Source organism: Kiloniella laminariae (genome assembly GCF_027214005.1).
In the GTDB taxonomy this organism is placed as follows: Bacteria; Pseudomonadota; Alphaproteobacteria; order Kiloniellales; family Kiloniellaceae; genus Kiloniella; species Kiloniella laminariae_A.
The window spans coordinates 339,856-357,767 of sequence record NZ_JAPWGY010000001.1 but is presented as its reverse complement, the minus strand read 5'-3'; the positions used below and the strand labels follow the sequence as shown (position 1 = coordinate 357,767).

Below are 17,912 nucleotides of genomic sequence, written 5' to 3'. Positions count from 1 at the left end.
GGCACTCATGATACTGTCATTTTCTTTTACTGAAGAAACATTACCAAAAAATATCAACCCCGATCGGGTGAGCCTGGGCTTCACCAATTGGCAAGAACGTCTTGAACGTGTTGAAAATAGCGATTTAAAGCAAGATCTTATCGAATTAGGCGCCACCCCGAAAGCGAAATCACTCCTTACCTGCCTCTTTGCCAACAGCCCGTATCTTACCCAGTGTATCCTGGGTGATATGGCGTTCTTCTGTCGTCTTTTAAAGCAGGGGGCAGAAAAAAGTCTGACCGGCATTCATCAATATCTGCAGGAAAGCATCGCTCTTTCTACCGATCGCAATCAGGTCATGACAGGATTACGCCAGGCGAAAAAACAGGCATCGCTGGCGATAGGGCTGGCTGACATTACCGGTGAATGGACGGACCGCCGGGTCGTTGAGGAACTCACGGTTTTTGCCTCCACCGCAATTTCCGCCGCTGTCTCCCATCTGCTGCTTGAACTCCACAAGCGCGGGCACCTTGAACTGAAAGATCCTGCAGCACCCGAAGAAGACTGCGGTTATGTTGTTCTTGCCATGGGGAAACTCGGTGCCTGGGAACTCAACTATTCTTCCGACATAGATTTGATTCTGTTGTTTGATCCCGAAAAAGTTAACTACCTCCATGACCGGGGACCACAAGAAGGTATGGTCCGGCTCAGTCGGGACCTTGTCCGCTGCCTTGATGACCGGACACGGGATGGGTATGTTTTTCGTACAGACCTGCGCCTGCGACCTGACCCTGGTGCAACCCCGCTAGCTTTGTCCTTCAACGCCGCAATGACCTATTACGAGACCACAGGCCTCAACTGGGAACGCGCGGCCATGATCAAGGCCCGCCCCGTGGCTGGGGACAAGGAACTCGGCTCGCGCTTTCTTCGGGAAATCAAACCTTTTATCTGGCGAAAACACCTCGACTTTGCTGCCATCAATGACATTCATGCCATCAAACGCCAGATCTATGCCCATAAGGGGGGCTCCCGGATTGCCGTCAAAGGCCATAACATCAAGCTTGGGCGCGGCGGCATTCGTGAAGTCGAGTTTTTCGCCCAAACCCAGCAGCTGATCTGGGGAGGACGCAATCCTGATCTGCGCAGCAGCTCAACCGTCTTCACACTTGAACAGCTCCACAAAGCCAAGCTGATTTCCCTCAAAGCAGAAAAAGACCTGACAGAGGCGTACTGGTTTCTGCGCCGACTGGAAAATCGCCTGCAGATGATTGATGACCAGCAAACCCAGACCCTGCCGGAAAGCGATGAAGGTCTTGCAGCTGTCGCGGCATTTCTCGGTTATGACACTGTTGAAGACTTCCGCGAGGAGCTCTCGTACCAGCTTCACGTGGTCGAAGACCACTACGCCACCTTGTTCGAGGATGAACACAGCCCGCCGCAACAGACAAAAAATCTGGTGTTTTCAGGCCAGGAAGCCACGCCGGAACTGATTTCATCCCTGCAGGAAATCGGCTTTACCGACGGCAACCGGGTCTTTCAATTGATCACCCAATGGAAACAGGGCCGCTATCGCGCAGTGCGGTCGGACCGTTCCAGAAGCCTGATCGCCGAGATCGTGCCGCAACTGCTTGAGGCCTTTGGCAAATCCGCAGCACCGGATATTGCCCTGAACAAATTCGATGAATTTCTCTCCGGCCTGCCCACTGGCGTTCAACTTTTTTCCATGTTGCAGGCCAACCCGAACCTGCTTGACCTCCTGGCCGAGATTATGGGCAGCGCCCCCGCACTTGCCGATCGCCTGAGCCAGTCCCCCGGATTGCTTGAAGCCGTGCTTGGTCGTAATTTCTTTGAACGGCTGCCAGACAAAGACGTACTGAAACAACAGCTGGACCTGGTCCTTGAACAGGCACGGGATTTTCAGGATGTGCTGGATTTCAGCCGGAGCTGGGCCAACGACCAGCGTTTTAGAATTGGCCTTCAGATCCTGCGAAGCACCTGCAGGATAGAGAATTCCAGCCGCGACCTAGCACATGTTGCCGAATGCATCGTCGAAGCACTTTTGCCGCTCACCTGGGAAGAACTGAAACTGCGCCACGGTAAAATCGACCAGAGCAATCTTGCCATACTCGCCATGGGAAAGCTGGGCAGTCAGGATATGACAGTTACTTCTGATCTCGACCTGATCAGCCTATATGAATTGTCCAAAGAAGGACAGGAATCTGACGGAGATCGCCCCCTCGATCCAACCCAGTATTTTGCCCGCCTCACCCAGCGTTTCACCAATGCCCTGACCGCCCTCACCCCCGAAGGCCGGCTTTACGAAATCGATATGCGTTTGCGCCCCTCAGGCAATGCAGGTCCCTTGGCCACCACGCTGACCGCATTTGAACGTTATCAGTTGAACGAAGCCTGGACCTGGGAACACATGGCCCTGACCCGCGCGCGTGCGATCGCAGGCCCCGCAGATTTCTGTGCTAAAATCAACGATACCATCAGATCAATTCTCTGCCAGAAAAGAGACCCGCAAAAACTGGTCAATGATATCGCCAGCATGCGCGAAAGGATTGCAAAAGAAAAACCGCCCGCAGGATTATGGGATATCAAGCTGATCAGAGGCGGCTTGATTGATCTCGAGTTTTTAGCGCAGTATTTGCAACTAAGACATGCTCACGAAAGCAGCGAAGTTCTACAGATCAATATCCGCCAGTGTTTCCAGAAACTGGGCGAACTCGGTTTCCTGTCATCAGCAGATACGGCAGATCTGATTGACGCGACAGATCTGTTGCACCAGCTGCAAAACCTGCTTCGCCTGACAACAGGTGAAAAGCTGGATGAAGAAACGACAGCTCCCTCGGTTCTCAAACGCCTGGCCACAACCGTCGGAGAACCGGGCTTTCCGGAGCTCAAAGCCCGGCTTGAACAAACAACGGAACGCGTTAAACAGATCTATGAGAAAACAATTACACAGTTTGTTATCCCAGAAAATTAAACCAGGGTAATCACCCTGATTATTCACTGCGAATTCTCGATATTCCCCCAGCTAAAAACAAAAATCAAACTGTCGAAAAAATCTGGCCTAAATGCTCCATTTCCTGTCGGAAGCGAAGGATGATTTTCCCAGCCAATAGAGTTATACTCCTAGAAAGAGCAGTCTGTTTTTTTTGGGAAGCCCCGCATGTACCAGCTAGAGCGAGAGGAACGTCTCGACCTGAAGGATATCCCCGATATCCGATTGAAGCGGGTTCATGACTACTGGCAAGATCTCTGTGGCAAACGCAAAATGCCCGCCCGCTCTGAAATTGATCCACTTTCTATCTGGCCTGCACTTGGCCGTGTCAATCTGATAGATGTAGAAGCTGCAGGTTCATCCAGCAACAACCAGAAAAGACAGTACCGCCATCGTCTCTTTGGTAGCCTGATGGGGGTAATAGAAGGCAAGGATTTCACCGGTAAAACCCTGCAAGACCTGCCCTATCCGCAATACCGGGAATTACTCAACCGACACTATGACGAAATCGTTGAGCAAAGACTGCCGAGTTATTACATCATCAAGGGCGTACTCGACAACAAGCGCTATAGCTATGACCGCCTTGCACTTCCCTTATCCGATGACGGAGAAAACGTGACCGGCATCATGATCGCGTCTTTCCCTCATCTGCTGGACTGACCCGAGCCAGCTTTTGTTATTCCAGTAGGATTTCAGTAACCTGATTCACATAAAGGTTGGTCTTTTCTCCTTCATACTCCAGCAGCATGTCGATAAGCAATTCACTATAGCTCCAGGCACCAGTAGCAACATCCATCAAGCCATAACCTGTTATATCCCCTTTGATATTCTTCCCTTCAAAGTTAAAAGAAGCCGTACTTTCATCAAAATCGACCAGAAGCATCTCCCTGTCACGAAATTCGGTTTTCCCCAGGACTTTTCCGACCGATTTCATTATCCCAATCCCGAGATCAATCGAGTTCTCAAATCTGTGTCCTTCGCGAACACCTTCTTTCGGGAAAGTGGCAACGCTTTGTTTTACTGCGTTACCCAATAATTGTTTTGTTTGCTGAAATTCAGCAGAAGAAAGTTCCGGTGCCGCAAAATCCATTTCAAGAACCTTGCCTTGAGGCGTAAGCTCGACAGAAATTTTCATTTCTGGTGAAGATCTCTGTTGTTGGCCATGGGCATTCACAGTCATTTCGTCAATGGAAACGAGCATCAACAAGTTGTCGCCCAGTTGTTTAACCTGGCTGGTCCCCTTGGAAAAACTCCCCATATAAAAATCGCCTCCATTTACCTTTCCAAAGGTTTTAGAGGTGTTTCTGGTCGGGCTCAGGGAATAAGAACGTACTGCCATGATTATCGGCTCGGTGATAATGTGCACGGCACCCTTGTAAGTTGGAGTTTCTGGAGATGAGCTATCAGCGAATACCTGGACACCAGATACTCCGAACAGCGCCAGAGCTATAATGACAGATCTCATAGCTTGAAACATTTTCTAGTCCGATATTATTAATTGAAAGATTTTGCCTCACCACACTAGAACAAAAAACACTTAATAGGTGTAATTTTTTCTCAAAAAACTATTTCACGATCACCACTCAAAAATGAATCGCCCGTCAGATTGAAACTGTTCGCACTTGGGCTTTAGGGGATAGCCTGCTAACTTTCGGCGCAAGAAAACAACACTGCAAAAAATTTCTGAAAAGGATACCGACTGATGAGCCTTGAAACCGGCGATAAGGCCCCTGATTTTACAGCTCCTCTCAACGGCGGGGATGAACTGACACTCAGTTCGCTGCAAGGACAGAACGTCGTTCTGTATTTTTATCCCAAAGACTCTACTCCGGGCTGTACCACCGAGGCCTGTGATTTTCGCGATGCCCTGGCGGATTTTTCCAGGCTTAACGCACGGGTGATCGGTGTCTCGAAAGACTCTGTAAAGCGCCACGACAATTTTATTGCCAAGAACGAGCTGAATTTCCCTCTCGTCTCAGATGAAACTGGTGCAATCTGTGAAGCCTACGGCGTCTGGATCCTGAAAAAATTGTATGGCAAGGAATATATGGGAATTGAGCGGGCGACATTCCTGATTGATGCCCGGGGGGTAATCCGGCAGATCTGGCACAAGGTAAAGGTTTCCGGACATGTCAAAGAGGTTCAGGAAGCAGTCGCCAGTCTGTAATTTTTCGCAACCGAACGGCCTGGCATCCGAAACAGTCCTGTATTTGCTGGAGATCCCCCATGAGCATCTTGCCCAAGACCCTGGCAGAGGCCGCTGCACAGGCTCTTTGCATCGCCAACTCACAGGAAAAATCAGAATATTCCCGCCTCTGCGCCCGTGCCTGGCAGGCGGGGACAATCTCCCGGGTAGGTCTGGCTGATATTCCACCAGAACCTGCCAGGGAAGAGAGCCCGGTTCTGGTTCCTCCAACGGAAGTACCCCGACGAAAGGTGACACAGGATCCCGAGGGACGCATTGCCCTCCTGCATGCATTGGCTCACATTGAACTCCATGCCATTAACCTCTGCTGGGATATCATTGTTCGCTTTGCCCGAACCCCGATGCCAAAAGAATTTTATGATGACTGGGTTGCCATCGCCGATGATGAAGCCCGACACCACCTTTTACTGTGTGAGCGCCTCAAACAGCTTGGCTCACATTATGGCGCCCTTCCTGCTCACGCCGGACTATGGCAAGGGGCAGAGGTTACCGAGCACAACCTCAAAGCCAGACTTGCTGTCGTCCCGATGGTGCTTGAAGCCAGGGGACTGGATGTGACCCCGGGCATAATTGTCAGGCTTCGCGCGGTCAAGGATTTTGAAAGTGCGGATCGGCTTCAGATTATCTATGACGATGAAATTTCCCATGTCGCAAGAGGCAAGCGCTGGTTCGAATACCTCTGTCAGCAGGACGCGGAAGACCCGATTGAAAGCTGGCAAAACATCATCCTGACCCTCTTTAAGGGCAGAGTACGTTCCCCCTTCAATACTGAAGGCCGTGATCTGGCCGGTTTCCCTATCGATTATTACGGTCCTGTTGCGGATCTCTAGGATCATAATATGTTATGGTCGCAAACCTATTGACACTTTAAGTTGCAAATGCAGAATGTACACCCGAGGGTTTACTTTTGTCTGAATTCCCGGAATCTGAATGCCCAGAATCTGAACACTCAGCAAAAAACTCTTTGTCATAACCTGCTCAAAAATCCGGGAAGAGGAAAGTTCGGTGTCCACCCCAGAATCCCCACCCGAGAACATGTTTCTCGTCGGATCGCTGCCAAAGCTTTTTCTCAAGACAGCAGCACCGATTATTCTGGTGATGTTGGTCAGCGGATTTTTTACCGTCGTCGATGCTTACTTCCTGGGTGAATTTGTCGGACCGGAAGCTCTGACAGCTGTAACCATGATGTTTCCGGTCTTCATGCTGATTGTTGCGCTGTCCACCTGGGTTTCAGGCGGATTTTCCAGTGTTGTTGCCCGTTTGCTCGGCGCGAGGAAAAACGATGAGGCAAATGCGGCTCTCGGCAGCGCTATTTTGCTCTCTGCAGTGGTCTGCCTGCTGCTGATTGCCCTGTTCCTAATTGCCGGAACCGCATTGATTTCCTGGGTGACAAAAGGCTCGCTGCCCCTCAGTGAGATGGGCTATAGCTATATCTCGCTCCTGATCTTCTTTTCCCCTCTTCAGTTTCTTCTGACCATCAATTTTGACGCACTGCGCTGTGAAGGAAAGATGGGTTTTATCGCCTTCCTTTCCCTGTTTTCTACCCTGTTGAATATTACCTTCAACTATATCCTGATCGTCAAGCTGGAACAGGGTGTGGCCGGATCAGCCTATGGCACAATACTGGCCCAGCTCATCTCCATCATCGCAGTTGGGCTTTACCATCAGAAAGCACGTTCCGCTTTCACCTTTTCCCAGACGGTTTTTCACAACCCGACGCGGTTCTGGAAACGGTTTCTTGCCCTTGGCGCACCGGCCAGCCTTGGTTATCTTGGAGTATCGATGACCTCGGCCACCATTCTCTATTCGCTTCAGCAATGGGGGCACGAGCATTATGCAGCCACAGTTGCAGCCTACGGCATTATCACCCGAATAATGACCTTCACTTTTTTACCCCTTCTGGGACTGAACATCGCCTTTCAGACTGTCGCGGGAAACAATCAGGGGGCTCAGCTCTGGCCCCGGGTCAATGCAAGTATCAAACTGGCCCTGCTCTCGGCGCTTTTCTATTGCGGCAGCCTCCAGATCCTTTTCAATGTTTTTGCCGGGCAGATCGGGTTTATCTTTGTTGATGACAGCCTAATCGCCAGTGAGACCCAACGTATCTTGCCCCAGATCACGCTGTTCTATTTTGCTTTTGGCCTCAGCATGGTTCTTTCCGGTTTTTTCCAGGCGATCGGCGACGCCAGACGCTCGGCAATCCTCGGCCTTTCCCGGACTTATCTCTTTTCCCTGCCACTGATTTTCACCCTGCCTTTTCTTCTTGGTGAACAGGGGATCTGGTATGCGCCTCCTCTGGCCGAATTCCTCATGATTATTTTATCTCTGGTTGTGCTCTTCCTGAATGCAAACACCAACGGCATGAAAATGGGATTGTTCCGCCAAACAATATCCAAACAATATAAGGCCACATAATAATCCCGTGAAAACAGGGCATCAGACCGTTTGCCTGCCGAGGCTTTTTCCTGTTAAGTTATTTTCCGGTTTATGATCCGCCCTGTTTCTAAAGCACTTTTTGCACTATTTCCTGCCGTCCTACCCCTACCCTATTCCTATATTCCCCTATCGAAAGCAGAAGACCGGAAAAGGATAAAGAATGCCAGAGTTGCCAGAGCTAAGTGCCATCTTTGCCGAACGCGCGCTTAAGGCAGATGATCTATTACTCGCTCTGGTTGGCGCCTCTGGAACCTATCTGGCGATTACCGAACAGCATGACGGCAAAATTTTGCTTATCAGCGATGCCTGGCTTTCCATCCTTGGTTATACCCGCAAAGAACTCGCAGGAAAAACAGTTCAGGGGTTGAACATCTGGGTTCAACCGACCCAGCGCGCCAAGCTGATCCGGCAATTTAAAACCGACAAGATCGTTGACCGTTTTCCGGCAAGATTACGCGGCAAAGACGGTACCCTGCATGATTTTTCCATTGCACTTCAGTCCATAACCATTACCGGAAAGAACTATTTCCTCTTCACCGGGCACGATGTTACAGAAAACAAACTGGCAGAGCATGCAGCACTTGCGTCCCGTCAGATACTGGTTGATGCACTCGAAGCCATGAGCGAGGGCTTTGTTCTTTATGGTGTCGATGGCCGTCTGATAATCTGTAACTCAAAATTTAAAGAGTTTTATGGCTACAGCGATGAAGAGGCCGCCGTGGGAGCGCATCGTCGCTATCTGGGCGAGCTTGATGTAAACCGGGGCACAGTCCTGGTCAGTGATAACCAGCGACAGGCTTACATCGAACGTCGGGAAGATCTGGTCAAAGGCCCCCCAAAATCCTTTGGTATCCAACTGCGGGACGGGCGCTATCTGCTGCTCAGCGACAGACGCACTGAAGACGGCAGTATTGTCAGTATCCATAAAGACATCACGGATTTGAAGCTGGCAGAAATTTCTTTGGTCCAGGCCAAGGAAGACGCTGATATTGCCAACAGTGCCAAATCTGAATTTCTTGCCCATATGAGTCACGAACTGCGCACCCCGATGAACTCCATTCTCGGTTTTACCCAATTGATGCGTGACGAATTTTTTGGGGCTTTGGGCCATCCGAAATACAAGGAATACATCACGGATGTGCATCGCTCTGGCGAGCACCTGCTCAATCTGATCAATGATGTTCTTGATATTTCCAAGGTCGAAGCTGGCGAGTTCACACTTCATGAAGAAAAGCTCAATCTGAAAGACACCGTGGCCTGCTGTCTACAGATCCTGCGCGGCAAATCCAGCCACGGCACCGGACAGATCTGCATCGAGGAACCTGAAGCAGACCTCTTTCTCCTCGGCGACGAGCGTATTATCAGGCAGATCATCCTCAACCTTCTTTCCAATGCCCTCAAGTTCACAGCCAACGGAGACAAGATCATCCTTTCTCTCGGAAAAACAACCGGGCAGAAAATCTATATCGAGGTTATGGATACAGGCTGTGGTATCGCCCCGGGTGATCTCCCCAGAATTATGGAACCCTTTGGTCAGGCACGGGCCAATGCCAGAACAGCCCACGAAGGCACGGGTCTCGGCCTGTCATTAAGCAAGCGGTTTACCGAACTGCACGGCGGAACACTTTCGATCCAGAGTGCGCGCAACGAAGGTACCACCGTCACAATCACTTTCCCGGCAGAACGGACAATGTGCGTTTGAACGGCAATTCCCGGAAACCACCATTCCCCCAGACCAAAAATCAGCTTCAAAGCAAGGTAACAGAAGAACACAACAAGTTCTTGCCCCAGCCCCTCAAAACTGTGCCAATGTTTCAGGAAACTGACCACGGACGTCGATAGTGCCTATTTCAGATATTGTTCTTACCATTGCCGCGCTGCTGGTCGTTATTGCCTGCAGCCAGCCTCTTGCCCGGCGCAGCGGCCTGCCTTTCACCGTTGTTCTCGCCATGATCGGTGTCCTTTTGGCTTTGGCTGCCAAATGGCTGCTCTATACGACCATTACTGATCAGTTCAATGAAGTGGCCTCGCTGGTAATCGATATTCCGGTCTCCTCGGCAACGTTTCTCGATATCATGCTGCCAATCCTGCTGTTTCAGGGAGCCGTCACTATTGATGTACGCCGACTGGCAAAAGATACGGCTCCTGTCATCCTGCTTGCCGTTCTTGGTGTTGTCGTTGCTCTGGTCATTATCGGCGGTGCCGTTTCCTTCGTTTCATCTGCGCCTCTGGTTGTCTGTTTGCTGTTTGGGGCCATTGTCGCGACAACCGACCCCAGCGCTGTTATTGCACTCTTTCGTGACCTCGGCGCCCCCGCCCGCCTGACACGCCTGGTCGAGGGTGAAAGCCTGCTCAACGATGCAACAGCGATTGCCGCTTTTAGTGCCTTTCTGGCACTGACTATCTCAGGCGGGAAGTTTGATCTGCTCAACGTCAGCAGCACGCTCTCGGTCTCTCTTGCAGGCGGGATCGCCGTCGGTCTCATAGCTGGCCGTGTGACCGTCCAGATTCTTGCCTGGCTCCGGTCTTTCCGGGCAGCACAGGTTACCATCACCGTTGCCCTGCCCTATCTGATTTATACTCTGGCCAATAACTATATCCATATTTCAGGTGTCGTGGCAGTGGTCACAGCAGGACTGGTCCTCAGTGCCTTTGCCCGGTCCCGATTCCAGAGCGAAACTTTCCGGTTTTTTCAGGATACACTCGACCAGTTATCCTGGTGGGCAGGAAGTCTGGTTTTCATTCTTGCGGCACTCCTGGTTCCGGGCTTGCTGGCTGATGTCCAGGTCTCCGATCTCTGGATTACTCTCGTTGCGGTTTTCGCAGCACTGGTCGCCCGGGCTGTTATCCTCTTTGGTGTTTTCCCGATTTTATCCGCAACGCGCCTGACGCAAAGTATTAGCACGCCCACCAAGACCGTTATCATCTGGGGAGGACTGCGCGGGGCCGTTACCCTGGCTCTGGCATTGGCCGTGACTGAAAACCCGCTTGTAGATCCAGAAACCAAGCGCTTCATTGCCATTCAGGCCACAGGCTTTGCCCTCTTTACCCTCTTGATACAGGGAACAACACTGACTGCCCTTATGCGCTGGCTTGGGCTGGACCAGCTTTCCCCAATCGAACGCGCCTTCAGGTCCCAGGTTCTCAGCCAGTCGCTCTCAACCGTCAAAAGCAGTCTGCGGAATTTTGCCGGACGCTATCAGCTTGATGATGAACTGGTTGAAACAGCCATGTCGCCCTACAGTGAACGACTGTCAAAAGTTGCCAAAGACAGGACTTTTGAAGAAACAATCAGCGATAAGGAACGTTTGACACTGGGTCTGGTTGCCCTCGCCAACCAGGAGAAATCCCTGCTTTTTGATCCACGCTGGAGCGCTGGTGTCCCCCACATCCTCATTGATCAATATCTGCTTGCCGTTGACGCCATGATCGATGCTGCAAGGGAAGACGGTCGCCTGGGGTATCTGCGCGCGGCCCGTAAACCACACAAACACAGTTCCGCTTTTCGAATCCTTGGCTGGTGTCATGCCCGTATGGGCATAAACCGCCCCCTGGCCCAGTATCTCGGGCGACGTTTCCAACTTCTCTTGATCAACCGGATCATGGTGTTGGAACTGGGTGTTTTTCTTGACACTAAACTTAAAGCTCTGCTGGGAGATCGACCCGCAGAAATTTTGGGTGAAATATTGCGGCAACGTCAGGAGGAGATAGAACGCCATCTGGCAGGGCTCAGACTGCAATACCCGCGCTTTGCCCGCACACTGGATCACGCCCTGCTCGAGCGGTTTGCTTATCGGGAAGAAGTTGAGCAGATCGATAATTTACGTGAAGCAGGTATCATCAGTGAAGACCTCGCCCGCAGTCTGATCGGGGAAGCCGAGTCCATTCACGCTGTGGTAAAACCGCGATCGCAGGTCGACTTCCGGGCAACAACCTCTGAATTGCTCGTCTCCTTTCCTGTTTTTTCGGAACTCAGTCAAAGCGAGCTGGACGAAATTACAAAGAGCCTGCGCACCCGTGTTTTCGCTGACGACGCTTTTATCTTCCGTAAAGGAGATAAAGCAGACGGATTGTATTTCATTGCCAGCGGGGCCGTTGAAATTCGTATTGGAGAGCGTGTCGTTCGCCTTGGGCATGGCGATTTCTTTGGCGAGATGGCGCTTCTGGCAGAAACCAGACGCAGTGCGGATATTCGTTCCATAAGCTATTCGCACCTTCTGTTACTGGAAGCCAATACCTTTCACAAACTGGTCAAGGCACACCCGCATTGGCGCAGCCGTCTGGACGAGGTTGCCAAAGAACGACGCGCCATGAATGAGGCAGAAAAATTGGCAAAAGAGCAGGAACTTGCCAAACTGGTTGCCATCGTCACAAAGCCCGATAACTTTTAGCCGGTTCACCTCTGCTCGCAGGTCAAGACTGCGAACACAACCTAAGGCCGCCCCTTGGCAAGAAAACCTGGAAAATCCCGCGAAAGAGACCTGACACAAGGCAGTCTGCCCAGACACTTCCGGGCCTTGGCCATTCCGGCCAGCATCGGCATGCTTTTCAATACACTCTACAACGTGGTCGATACCTTTTACGCCGGAATGCTTTCAACAGAGGCGCAGGCAGCACTTTCCGTTTCCTTCACTGTTTTTTTTATCCCTGTTGCCTTTGGCATTGGCCTGGGACAGGGAATTTCTGCACTGGTCGGGACGGCAATCGGCAAAGGGGACAGAGAGCTTGCCCGCACCTTCGCTGCCCAGGGCCTAAGCTTTGCTGCCGCCTTTTCGCTTTTCCTTGCCGTTGCCGGATATGTTTCAATACCCTTTCTGCTTGATCTCCTTGGGGTCCCTGACAGTTTCCACCCTCTTTCCACTGCCTATCTCCAGGTTATCATGCTGGCGACGCCAGCTTTCCTGATTGCTTTTTCCGCCAACGGCATCCTCAGTTCACAAGGAGATACTGTCTCGAACCAACGCGCGCTGATCGGTGGTTTTCTGGCTAATTGTCTGCTCAATCCCCTGTTTATTTTTGGGGCCTTTGGTATTGAGGGGATCGGTTTTGACGGGCTCGCGGTATCTACCGTTGTGATCGAATGGTGTGTCGCCGCTTTTCTCCTCTACCAGGCTCTGGGTTCCCGCGTTCTTTTTGGCTGCAAAGCCTGTGACTTTGCTCCCTGCTGGAAAACCATCCGGGAACTCTCTGGTCAGGGGCTCCCTGCCACCCTTAATTTTCTCACCATCACACTGGGAGTACTGGTCATCCAGTTTTTCCTCCAGCCCTTTGGTGCAACCGCTGTTGCGGCCTATGGCATTGCTCTGCGCATAGAGCAGCTCATCCTCCTCCCGGGGTTGGGGCTGACCATCGCCTTGCTGCCAATCATCGCCCAGAATAATGGAGCAGCTGCCCATGACCGCATCCGTTATGCCTTCTGGTGGTGCCTTGGCACAGGTGGCGCCATGATGCTGACAGGCGGATTGATACTGCTCTTGATTGGAACCTTTTTGCTGGGATTTTTCAGCGCTGACCCGGCAGTAATCACAGTGGGTTATGACTATCTTCTCCTTGCCGCCCCCATGCTCCCGGCCTACCTGATGCTTTTTGCCATGATGTCCTTTTTACAGGGCGTCAAACGTCCCATCTGGACTGTCTGGATCGGGATCTATCGTCAGGTTATCGCCTCAGCCGGCTTTGCTGCTCTCTTTATCCACCTGCTCGGTTGGGGCACCTGGGGCGTGTGGGCTGCTGTCTTTGCTTCTGTCTGGAGCGGATTGCTTCTCTCTGGCCTGATTGTCCAGCATGTTGCCAAAAAAGAAATTGGCGGTCTGGGACTGCCTTTATTATTCAGAAACCTGCCCCCCGCGGGAAAGCAAAAGCAATAACAGCTTAACCAATCCATGTTATGCTTCAGCTCTGGAGCGGGAAACGGATGAGATATCTGGGTGGCTTAATACCTCTATTTACCCTTGTCTTGATACAGTGGATCGGCATGACTCCGGTCTTGGCTGAATATTCATTGACTGTCCTCCATGTCAATGATCTTCATTCCCGGCTTCTTCCCCTCAATCGGCAAGACGTTCCCTGCAGCGAAAAAGAACTGGCAGCCCAAAAGTGTTTCGGCGGTTATGCCCGCCTCGCCAAAGCTCTGGAAGATCGCCGCAAAGACCTCAACAGCCAGAAAGAAAATACCCTTCTCTTGCACGCAGGTGACGAGTTCGAGGGATCACTTTTTTATGCCCATTATCAAGGTCTGGCATCGATCGTTCTCCTCAATGACATGAATATCGACGCGATGGCTCTTGGGAACCATGAATTTGATGGTGGCCCCGGCGTCCTTCGGCGCCTGATTTCCAAGGCCGGGTTCCCTCTTCTTGGGGCCAATATTGCGATTGACGACAGCTCTATTCTGGCCGGACAAATCCCTCCTCACCACATTATTGAACGCGGTGGAGAGCAGATAGCAATTATCGGTGTCATAACAGAGAGAACAGCCGAGATTTCTACTCCTGGAGATCAAATAGAGTTTGAAGATGCCCTTGAAACTGTCCGTGAAGAAGTCGAAACCCTTACAGCCCGGGGGATCAACAAGATCATCCTCCTCTCACATCTTGGACTGGCCCAGGACAAGGAAGTTGCGGCCCGGGTGCCTCATATAGATCTGATCGTTGGCGGACATAACAGGACCTTGTCTCCCTCCCGTCTGGGCAAAGACGACGAGGCCTATCCCTTTGTCGTTCTAAATCCCCTCGGTCAGCCCGTTCCCCTTGTCCGTACCTATGGGTACGGAAAGTACTATGGCGAAATTACCCTTACCTTTGATGAAAAAGGGGTCGTTCAGCACTTTGATGGCGACAGTGTCCTCCTTGATCAGTCTTTTACCGAAAACGACGCTGTCAGGAGTCATATTGAGAAAATCGACCAGGAACTTCAGAAAATTCGGCAGATCACTGTCGGAGAAGCAGGTAGCTTCTTAAATGCCGATAGAGACGATTGCCGATCAAGTGAATGTACCATGGGTAATCTCATCAGTGATGCCCTGTTATGGCGCTTTGAAAAGCGCAGGGCAGAGGCCGTTATTATTAATAGTGGAGGATTGCGCGCATCACTTGAAGCCGGGCCTGTGAGCTGGGGAGATATCCTGACTGTGTTACCTTTCAAAAACTCCGCTGTTTTACTTAATCTGAAAGGAAGTACAGTTCTCCTCGCCCTGGAAAACGGGTTATCAAAGGTCGAGGAAAGTGACGGACGCTTTCCACAAATTTCTGGCATGCGGATAATCTGGGACTCTTCCCGGGAACCAGGACAGCGGGTTGTTTCTGTTGAGATCAAAGACCCTAATCAAGGATATCTGCCCTTGGAGCCGGACCGGATCTATCGGGTAATTGTAAATGATTATATGCTCCAGGGCGGCGATGGATATGCTCTCCAGACAAACCAGCGGCAAAAAGCTTTCACTCAGGGACCCAGAATGGATGATATCCTTGCAGATTACATTTCAGCTTTTGGTCCGGTTTCTGTCGAACTCGACGGCAGAATCAAGCAGAAATAATCTCTGCAGATCCCTCCCCCGGCTTCTCCTTACCCCCGGAATGCTCTCCGAACATAGACCGCCAGCTCCTGCGCCAATTTGCGGTTAGGTCCCTCCGTGACATAAAGATTGATACTGCACTTAGGCAAGGGAGGAAGCTCGCCCCGGTGATCAATTGCTTCAAGACCGGGGTAATCAAAACTCGGCATCTCGGCCCGAACCGCAAAATCTGCTGCTGTAGTCACAGACGTTGGTTCGTGACTTTCGCTATCAACTGCGTCAAACCAGCTGATCCCGGCTTGCTCCAGTGCCGAGATGGTCGGTTGCCGAAAAACACACCAGCGCACAAAAGCCAGAGGTAAGGGACGCGCCAGCCAGGCTCTGCCACCAACGGCACCGGTCCAGAGCAGTTGTTCTACAGCCAGACGTTCCGCATTGGCTGGAAGCTTCTCGCCTTCGGTAAAGACTTCCGTCGTCAGAACCAGATCCTGTTGCCCCCGCTCAACCCCCGTAATCAGATCGAGTGACCCGGCCGTGGTCAGCTTCACCTTTACCCGGGGAAAGTCCCGATTGAACTGACGCAAGATATTAGGTGTGTGAGGCCGAATGATATCGCCTGGAACACCGAGGGAAAGCGAACCTTCAAATTTTGGTGCTGTCAGACGCCCCCAGACCTCATCATTCATTTCCAACATGGAACGGGCGTACCCCAGCAGCTGTTCACCTTCGGCTGTCGGGCGAATACCTCTGCCGTTATTCCGGTCCAGCAACGACAGCCCCATTCCTTCCTCCAGTCGCTTGATCTGCATGCTTACGGTTGACTGGGTCAGATGCAATCGGTTCGCCGCAGAGGTCATTCCCCCCGTGTCCGCAACAGCGACAAAACTACGAAGGGTTCCCAGATCAAGATTCCGGTTCATATCCTTGCCTTTCATCAGAACAGATCAACACGTTCACAGAAGAATACTCCCGATACGGTACTTTGCACATTGTACCCAGGATGTACGCCCCAGATGCGAAACCAGCGTACTGGACATAAAAAAACCGGGAAAGTTTCCGCTGCCTATCACTCCAGCCGGTATCAAAATCTGTGATACGAGCGATCAAAACAATTCGTTTAAAGAATAGCTGCTCGACTGCCATATATCAATAACATTGATGAAATACTTATTCTTCATCACAAAAATCACTGGAGGAAAAAATGTTTAAACAACCCTGTAATGCTTTGGGCAGTTCGCAAAGCTGTAGTGCGTCTTACATCCGGCCTTCTGTGCAACACAAGAGCAGCACCACTGGCCTTGCGTACCTTTTCAAGCAGATCAGCTTGATGATCGACATTCGACAGGAACGCCGATCATTGGATGAGCTCACCCGCGAACAGCTTTCCGATATCGGGATAGATGATGAGCAGGCGCGTAAAGAGAGCCGCCGGGCTTACTGGGATATACCAGCCCCGCGCCAACCATGGAATTGATACCTGTAACAGGCTTGAGATTCCCAGGTCCAAAAAACCTGCTTTTCAGAATATATCATCAAAAAGCCCTGGACCAATATCCAGGGCTTTTTTTCATTCTTAGAGATCTAACAAAAACTCAGGCAAAGACGTTAGAGTACGGCATCCCCCTCTTCATCTTCACTACTGGTTCCACCTTTCAGACGGGAAGCAAGTGAAGCTTCGAGAAACAGGTCAATATCTCCGTTCAGCACGGCATTGCTGTTGCTGGTTTCGACCCCGGTTCGTAAATCCTTGACCATCTGATACGGCTGCAGAACATAAGAACGGATCTGGCGGCCCCAACCAATTTCGGTTTTCGAATCAGCTTCTGCCTGCGCAACAGATTCACGTTTCTGCATTTCGTGTTCATACAGACGTGACTTCAGCATGCTCATGGCCGTCGCCCTGTTTTTATGCTGGGAACGGTCATTCTGGCACTGCACCACAATCCCGGTGGGTTCATGGACAATCCGGATTGCCGAATCTGTGGTGTTTACGTGCTGTCCCCCGGCACCAGAAGCCCGGAAGGTGTCAACGCGCAAATCCTTGTCGAGGATCTCGACCTCGAAACTGTCATCAATAACCGGATAAACCCAAGCGGACGAAAATGACGTATGGCGTCGAGCCTGGGAATCATAAGGTGAAATCCTGACCAGCCGGTGTACACCAGCCTCGGTTTTCAGCCAGCCATAGGCATTATGCCCTTTGATAACCACCGTCGCTGATTTCAGCCCGGCTTCTTCGCCGCTGCTTTCTTCAAGCCATTCCACCTTATAGCCATGCTGATCGGCCCAGCGGGTATACATGCGCAACAGCATTTCAGCCCAGTCCTGGGCTTCGGTACCGCCAGCACCGGCATTGACCTGAAGATAACAGTCATTGGCATCAGCCTCTCCGGAAAGCAGGCTTTCCAGCTGTTTCTTGGCTGCCAGTTCTTTAAGTGCCAGAATCTGGCTTTCGCCTTCCTCAACTGACTCTTTGTCACCTTCGTCATCGCCCATTTCGATCAGAAGAATTGCATCTTCCATATCGCTACTGATTTTGCGCACAGCTGTGATCGACTGATCCAGCTGGGTGCGTTCGCGCATCAGGGTCTGGGCCAGTTGCTGATCATTCCACAGCGTCGGGTCTTCGGCTCGAACGTTCAGTTCATCCAGTCTTCGTAAAGCGGCATCCCAGTCAAAGATGCCTCCTTAGCAGGGCCAGCGACTGTTTGATGTCGCTTACCGCTGCTTCGATCTCGGCGCGCATTGCTTTACGGCCTCCTCGTCAGCTA

At 51.5% G+C, this 17,912-nt stretch carries 13 protein-coding genes; 10 read left to right on the top strand and 3 right to left on the bottom strand.

From position 1 onward, the window contains the following. Positions 1-7: 7 nt before the first annotated feature. Together O4H49_RS01580 and O4H49_RS01575 are read left to right on the top strand one after the other, a co-directional pair. Entirely contained in the window at positions 8-2,968 is a 2,961-nt protein-coding gene (locus O4H49_RS01580) for a bifunctional [glutamine synthetase] adenylyltransferase/[glutamine synthetase]-adenylyl-L-tyrosine phosphorylase (protein ID WP_269421653.1), read from the top strand. Between the two features lie 186 nt (positions 2,969-3,154). Next, positions 3,155-3,646, top strand: coding sequence for a PAS domain-containing protein (locus tag O4H49_RS01575; RefSeq protein WP_269421652.1), 492 nt, complete (start codon positions 3,155-3,157; stop codon positions 3,644-3,646). A gap of 16 nt (positions 3,647-3,662) precedes the next feature. On the opposite strand, the gene O4H49_RS01570 is transcribed toward O4H49_RS01575, so the two are convergent. Next, the gene (locus O4H49_RS01570; protein ID WP_269421651.1) at positions 3,663-4,451 is read right to left on the bottom strand and encodes a hypothetical protein; all 789 of its coding nucleotides are present in this window, start codon (positions 4,449-4,451) and stop codon (positions 3,663-3,665) included. Between the two features lie 237 nt (positions 4,452-4,688). Here O4H49_RS01570 and bcp point away from each other — a divergent pair, with 237 nt between their 5' ends. From bcp to O4H49_RS01535, 7 genes are all read left to right on the top strand, one after another. After that, entirely contained in the window at positions 4,689-5,153 is a 465-nt protein-coding gene (gene bcp, locus O4H49_RS01565; RefSeq protein WP_269421650.1) for a thioredoxin-dependent thiol peroxidase, read from the top strand. Positions 5,154-5,212: 59 nt separating this feature from the next. Next, complete coding sequence (locus O4H49_RS01560) at positions 5,213-6,022, top strand: ferritin-like domain-containing protein (protein ID WP_269421649.1); 810 nt, start codon at positions 5,213-5,215, stop codon at positions 6,020-6,022. A 175-nt stretch (positions 6,023-6,197) separates the two neighbouring features. Further along, on the top strand, positions 6,198-7,607 hold the full coding sequence (locus O4H49_RS01555; RefSeq protein WP_269421648.1) for an MATE family efflux transporter: 1,410 nt from the start codon (positions 6,198-6,200) through the stop codon (positions 7,605-7,607). A gap of 181 nt (positions 7,608-7,788) precedes the next feature. After that, the gene (locus O4H49_RS01550; RefSeq protein WP_269421647.1) at positions 7,789-9,330 is read left to right on the top strand and encodes a PAS domain-containing sensor histidine kinase; all 1,542 of its coding nucleotides are present in this window, start codon (positions 7,789-7,791) and stop codon (positions 9,328-9,330) included. A 139-nt stretch (positions 9,331-9,469) separates the two neighbouring features. After that, entirely contained in the window at positions 9,470-12,019 is a 2,550-nt protein-coding gene (locus O4H49_RS01545; RefSeq protein WP_269421646.1) for a cation:proton antiporter, read from the top strand. Between the two features lie 54 nt (positions 12,020-12,073). Continuing rightward, the gene (locus O4H49_RS01540; RefSeq protein ID WP_269421645.1) at positions 12,074-13,495 is read left to right on the top strand and encodes an MATE family efflux transporter; all 1,422 of its coding nucleotides are present in this window, start codon (positions 12,074-12,076) and stop codon (positions 13,493-13,495) included. Positions 13,496-13,542: 47 nt separating this feature from the next. Next, complete coding sequence (locus tag O4H49_RS01535) at positions 13,543-15,162, top strand: bifunctional metallophosphatase/5'-nucleotidase (protein WP_269421644.1); 1,620 nt, start codon at positions 13,543-13,545, stop codon at positions 15,160-15,162. A gap of 29 nt (positions 15,163-15,191) precedes the next feature. On the opposite strand, the gene O4H49_RS01530 is transcribed toward O4H49_RS01535, so the two are convergent. Continuing rightward, a complete protein-coding gene (locus O4H49_RS01530; protein ID WP_269421643.1) occupies positions 15,192-16,061 on the bottom strand; it encodes a LysR family transcriptional regulator in 870 nt (289 codons plus the stop codon). 281 nt (positions 16,062-16,342) lie between these two features. On the opposite strand from O4H49_RS01530, the gene O4H49_RS01525 reads away from it, so the two are divergent. Beyond that, complete coding sequence (locus O4H49_RS01525; protein WP_269421642.1) at positions 16,343-16,615, top strand: DUF1127 domain-containing protein; 273 nt, start codon at positions 16,343-16,345, stop codon at positions 16,613-16,615. 131 nt (positions 16,616-16,746) lie between these two features. Here O4H49_RS01525 and prfB read toward each other — a convergent pair. After that, positions 16,747-17,887, bottom strand: a protein-coding gene (prfB, locus tag O4H49_RS01520; protein WP_269421641.1) for a peptide chain release factor 2 whose coding sequence is annotated in 2 segments (ribosomal slippage) — positions 16,747-17,817 and positions 17,819-17,887 — 1,140 coding nt in all. Because the reading frame shifts where the segments join, the coding sequence is not laid out codon by codon here. Between the last annotated feature and the right edge of the window lie 25 nt (positions 17,888-17,912).

Coding starts and splice junctions, on each gene's coding strand:
- O4H49_RS01570 (WP_269421651.1), bottom strand. CDS start 4,451: ATGAGATCTGTCATTATAGCTCTGGCGCTGTTCGGAGTATCTGGTGTC.
- O4H49_RS01535 (WP_269421644.1), top strand. CDS start 13,543: ATGAGATATCTGGGTGGCTTAATACCTCTATTTACCCTTGTCTTGATA.
- O4H49_RS01580 (WP_269421653.1), top strand. CDS start 8: ATGATACTGTCATTTTCTTTTACTGAAGAAACATTACCAAAAAATATC.
- O4H49_RS01530 (WP_269421643.1), bottom strand. CDS start 16,061: ATGAACCGGAATCTTGATCTGGGAACCCTTCGTAGTTTTGTCGCTGTT.
- O4H49_RS01525 (WP_269421642.1), top strand. CDS start 16,343: ATGTTTAAACAACCCTGTAATGCTTTGGGCAGTTCGCAAAGCTGTAGT.
- O4H49_RS01550 (WP_269421647.1), top strand. CDS start 7,789: ATGCCAGAGTTGCCAGAGCTAAGTGCCATCTTTGCCGAACGCGCGCTT.
- O4H49_RS01575 (WP_269421652.1), top strand. CDS start 3,155: ATGTACCAGCTAGAGCGAGAGGAACGTCTCGACCTGAAGGATATCCCC.
- bcp (WP_269421650.1), top strand. CDS start 4,689: ATGAGCCTTGAAACCGGCGATAAGGCCCCTGATTTTACAGCTCCTCTC.
- O4H49_RS01560 (WP_269421649.1), top strand. CDS start 5,213: ATGAGCATCTTGCCCAAGACCCTGGCAGAGGCCGCTGCACAGGCTCTT.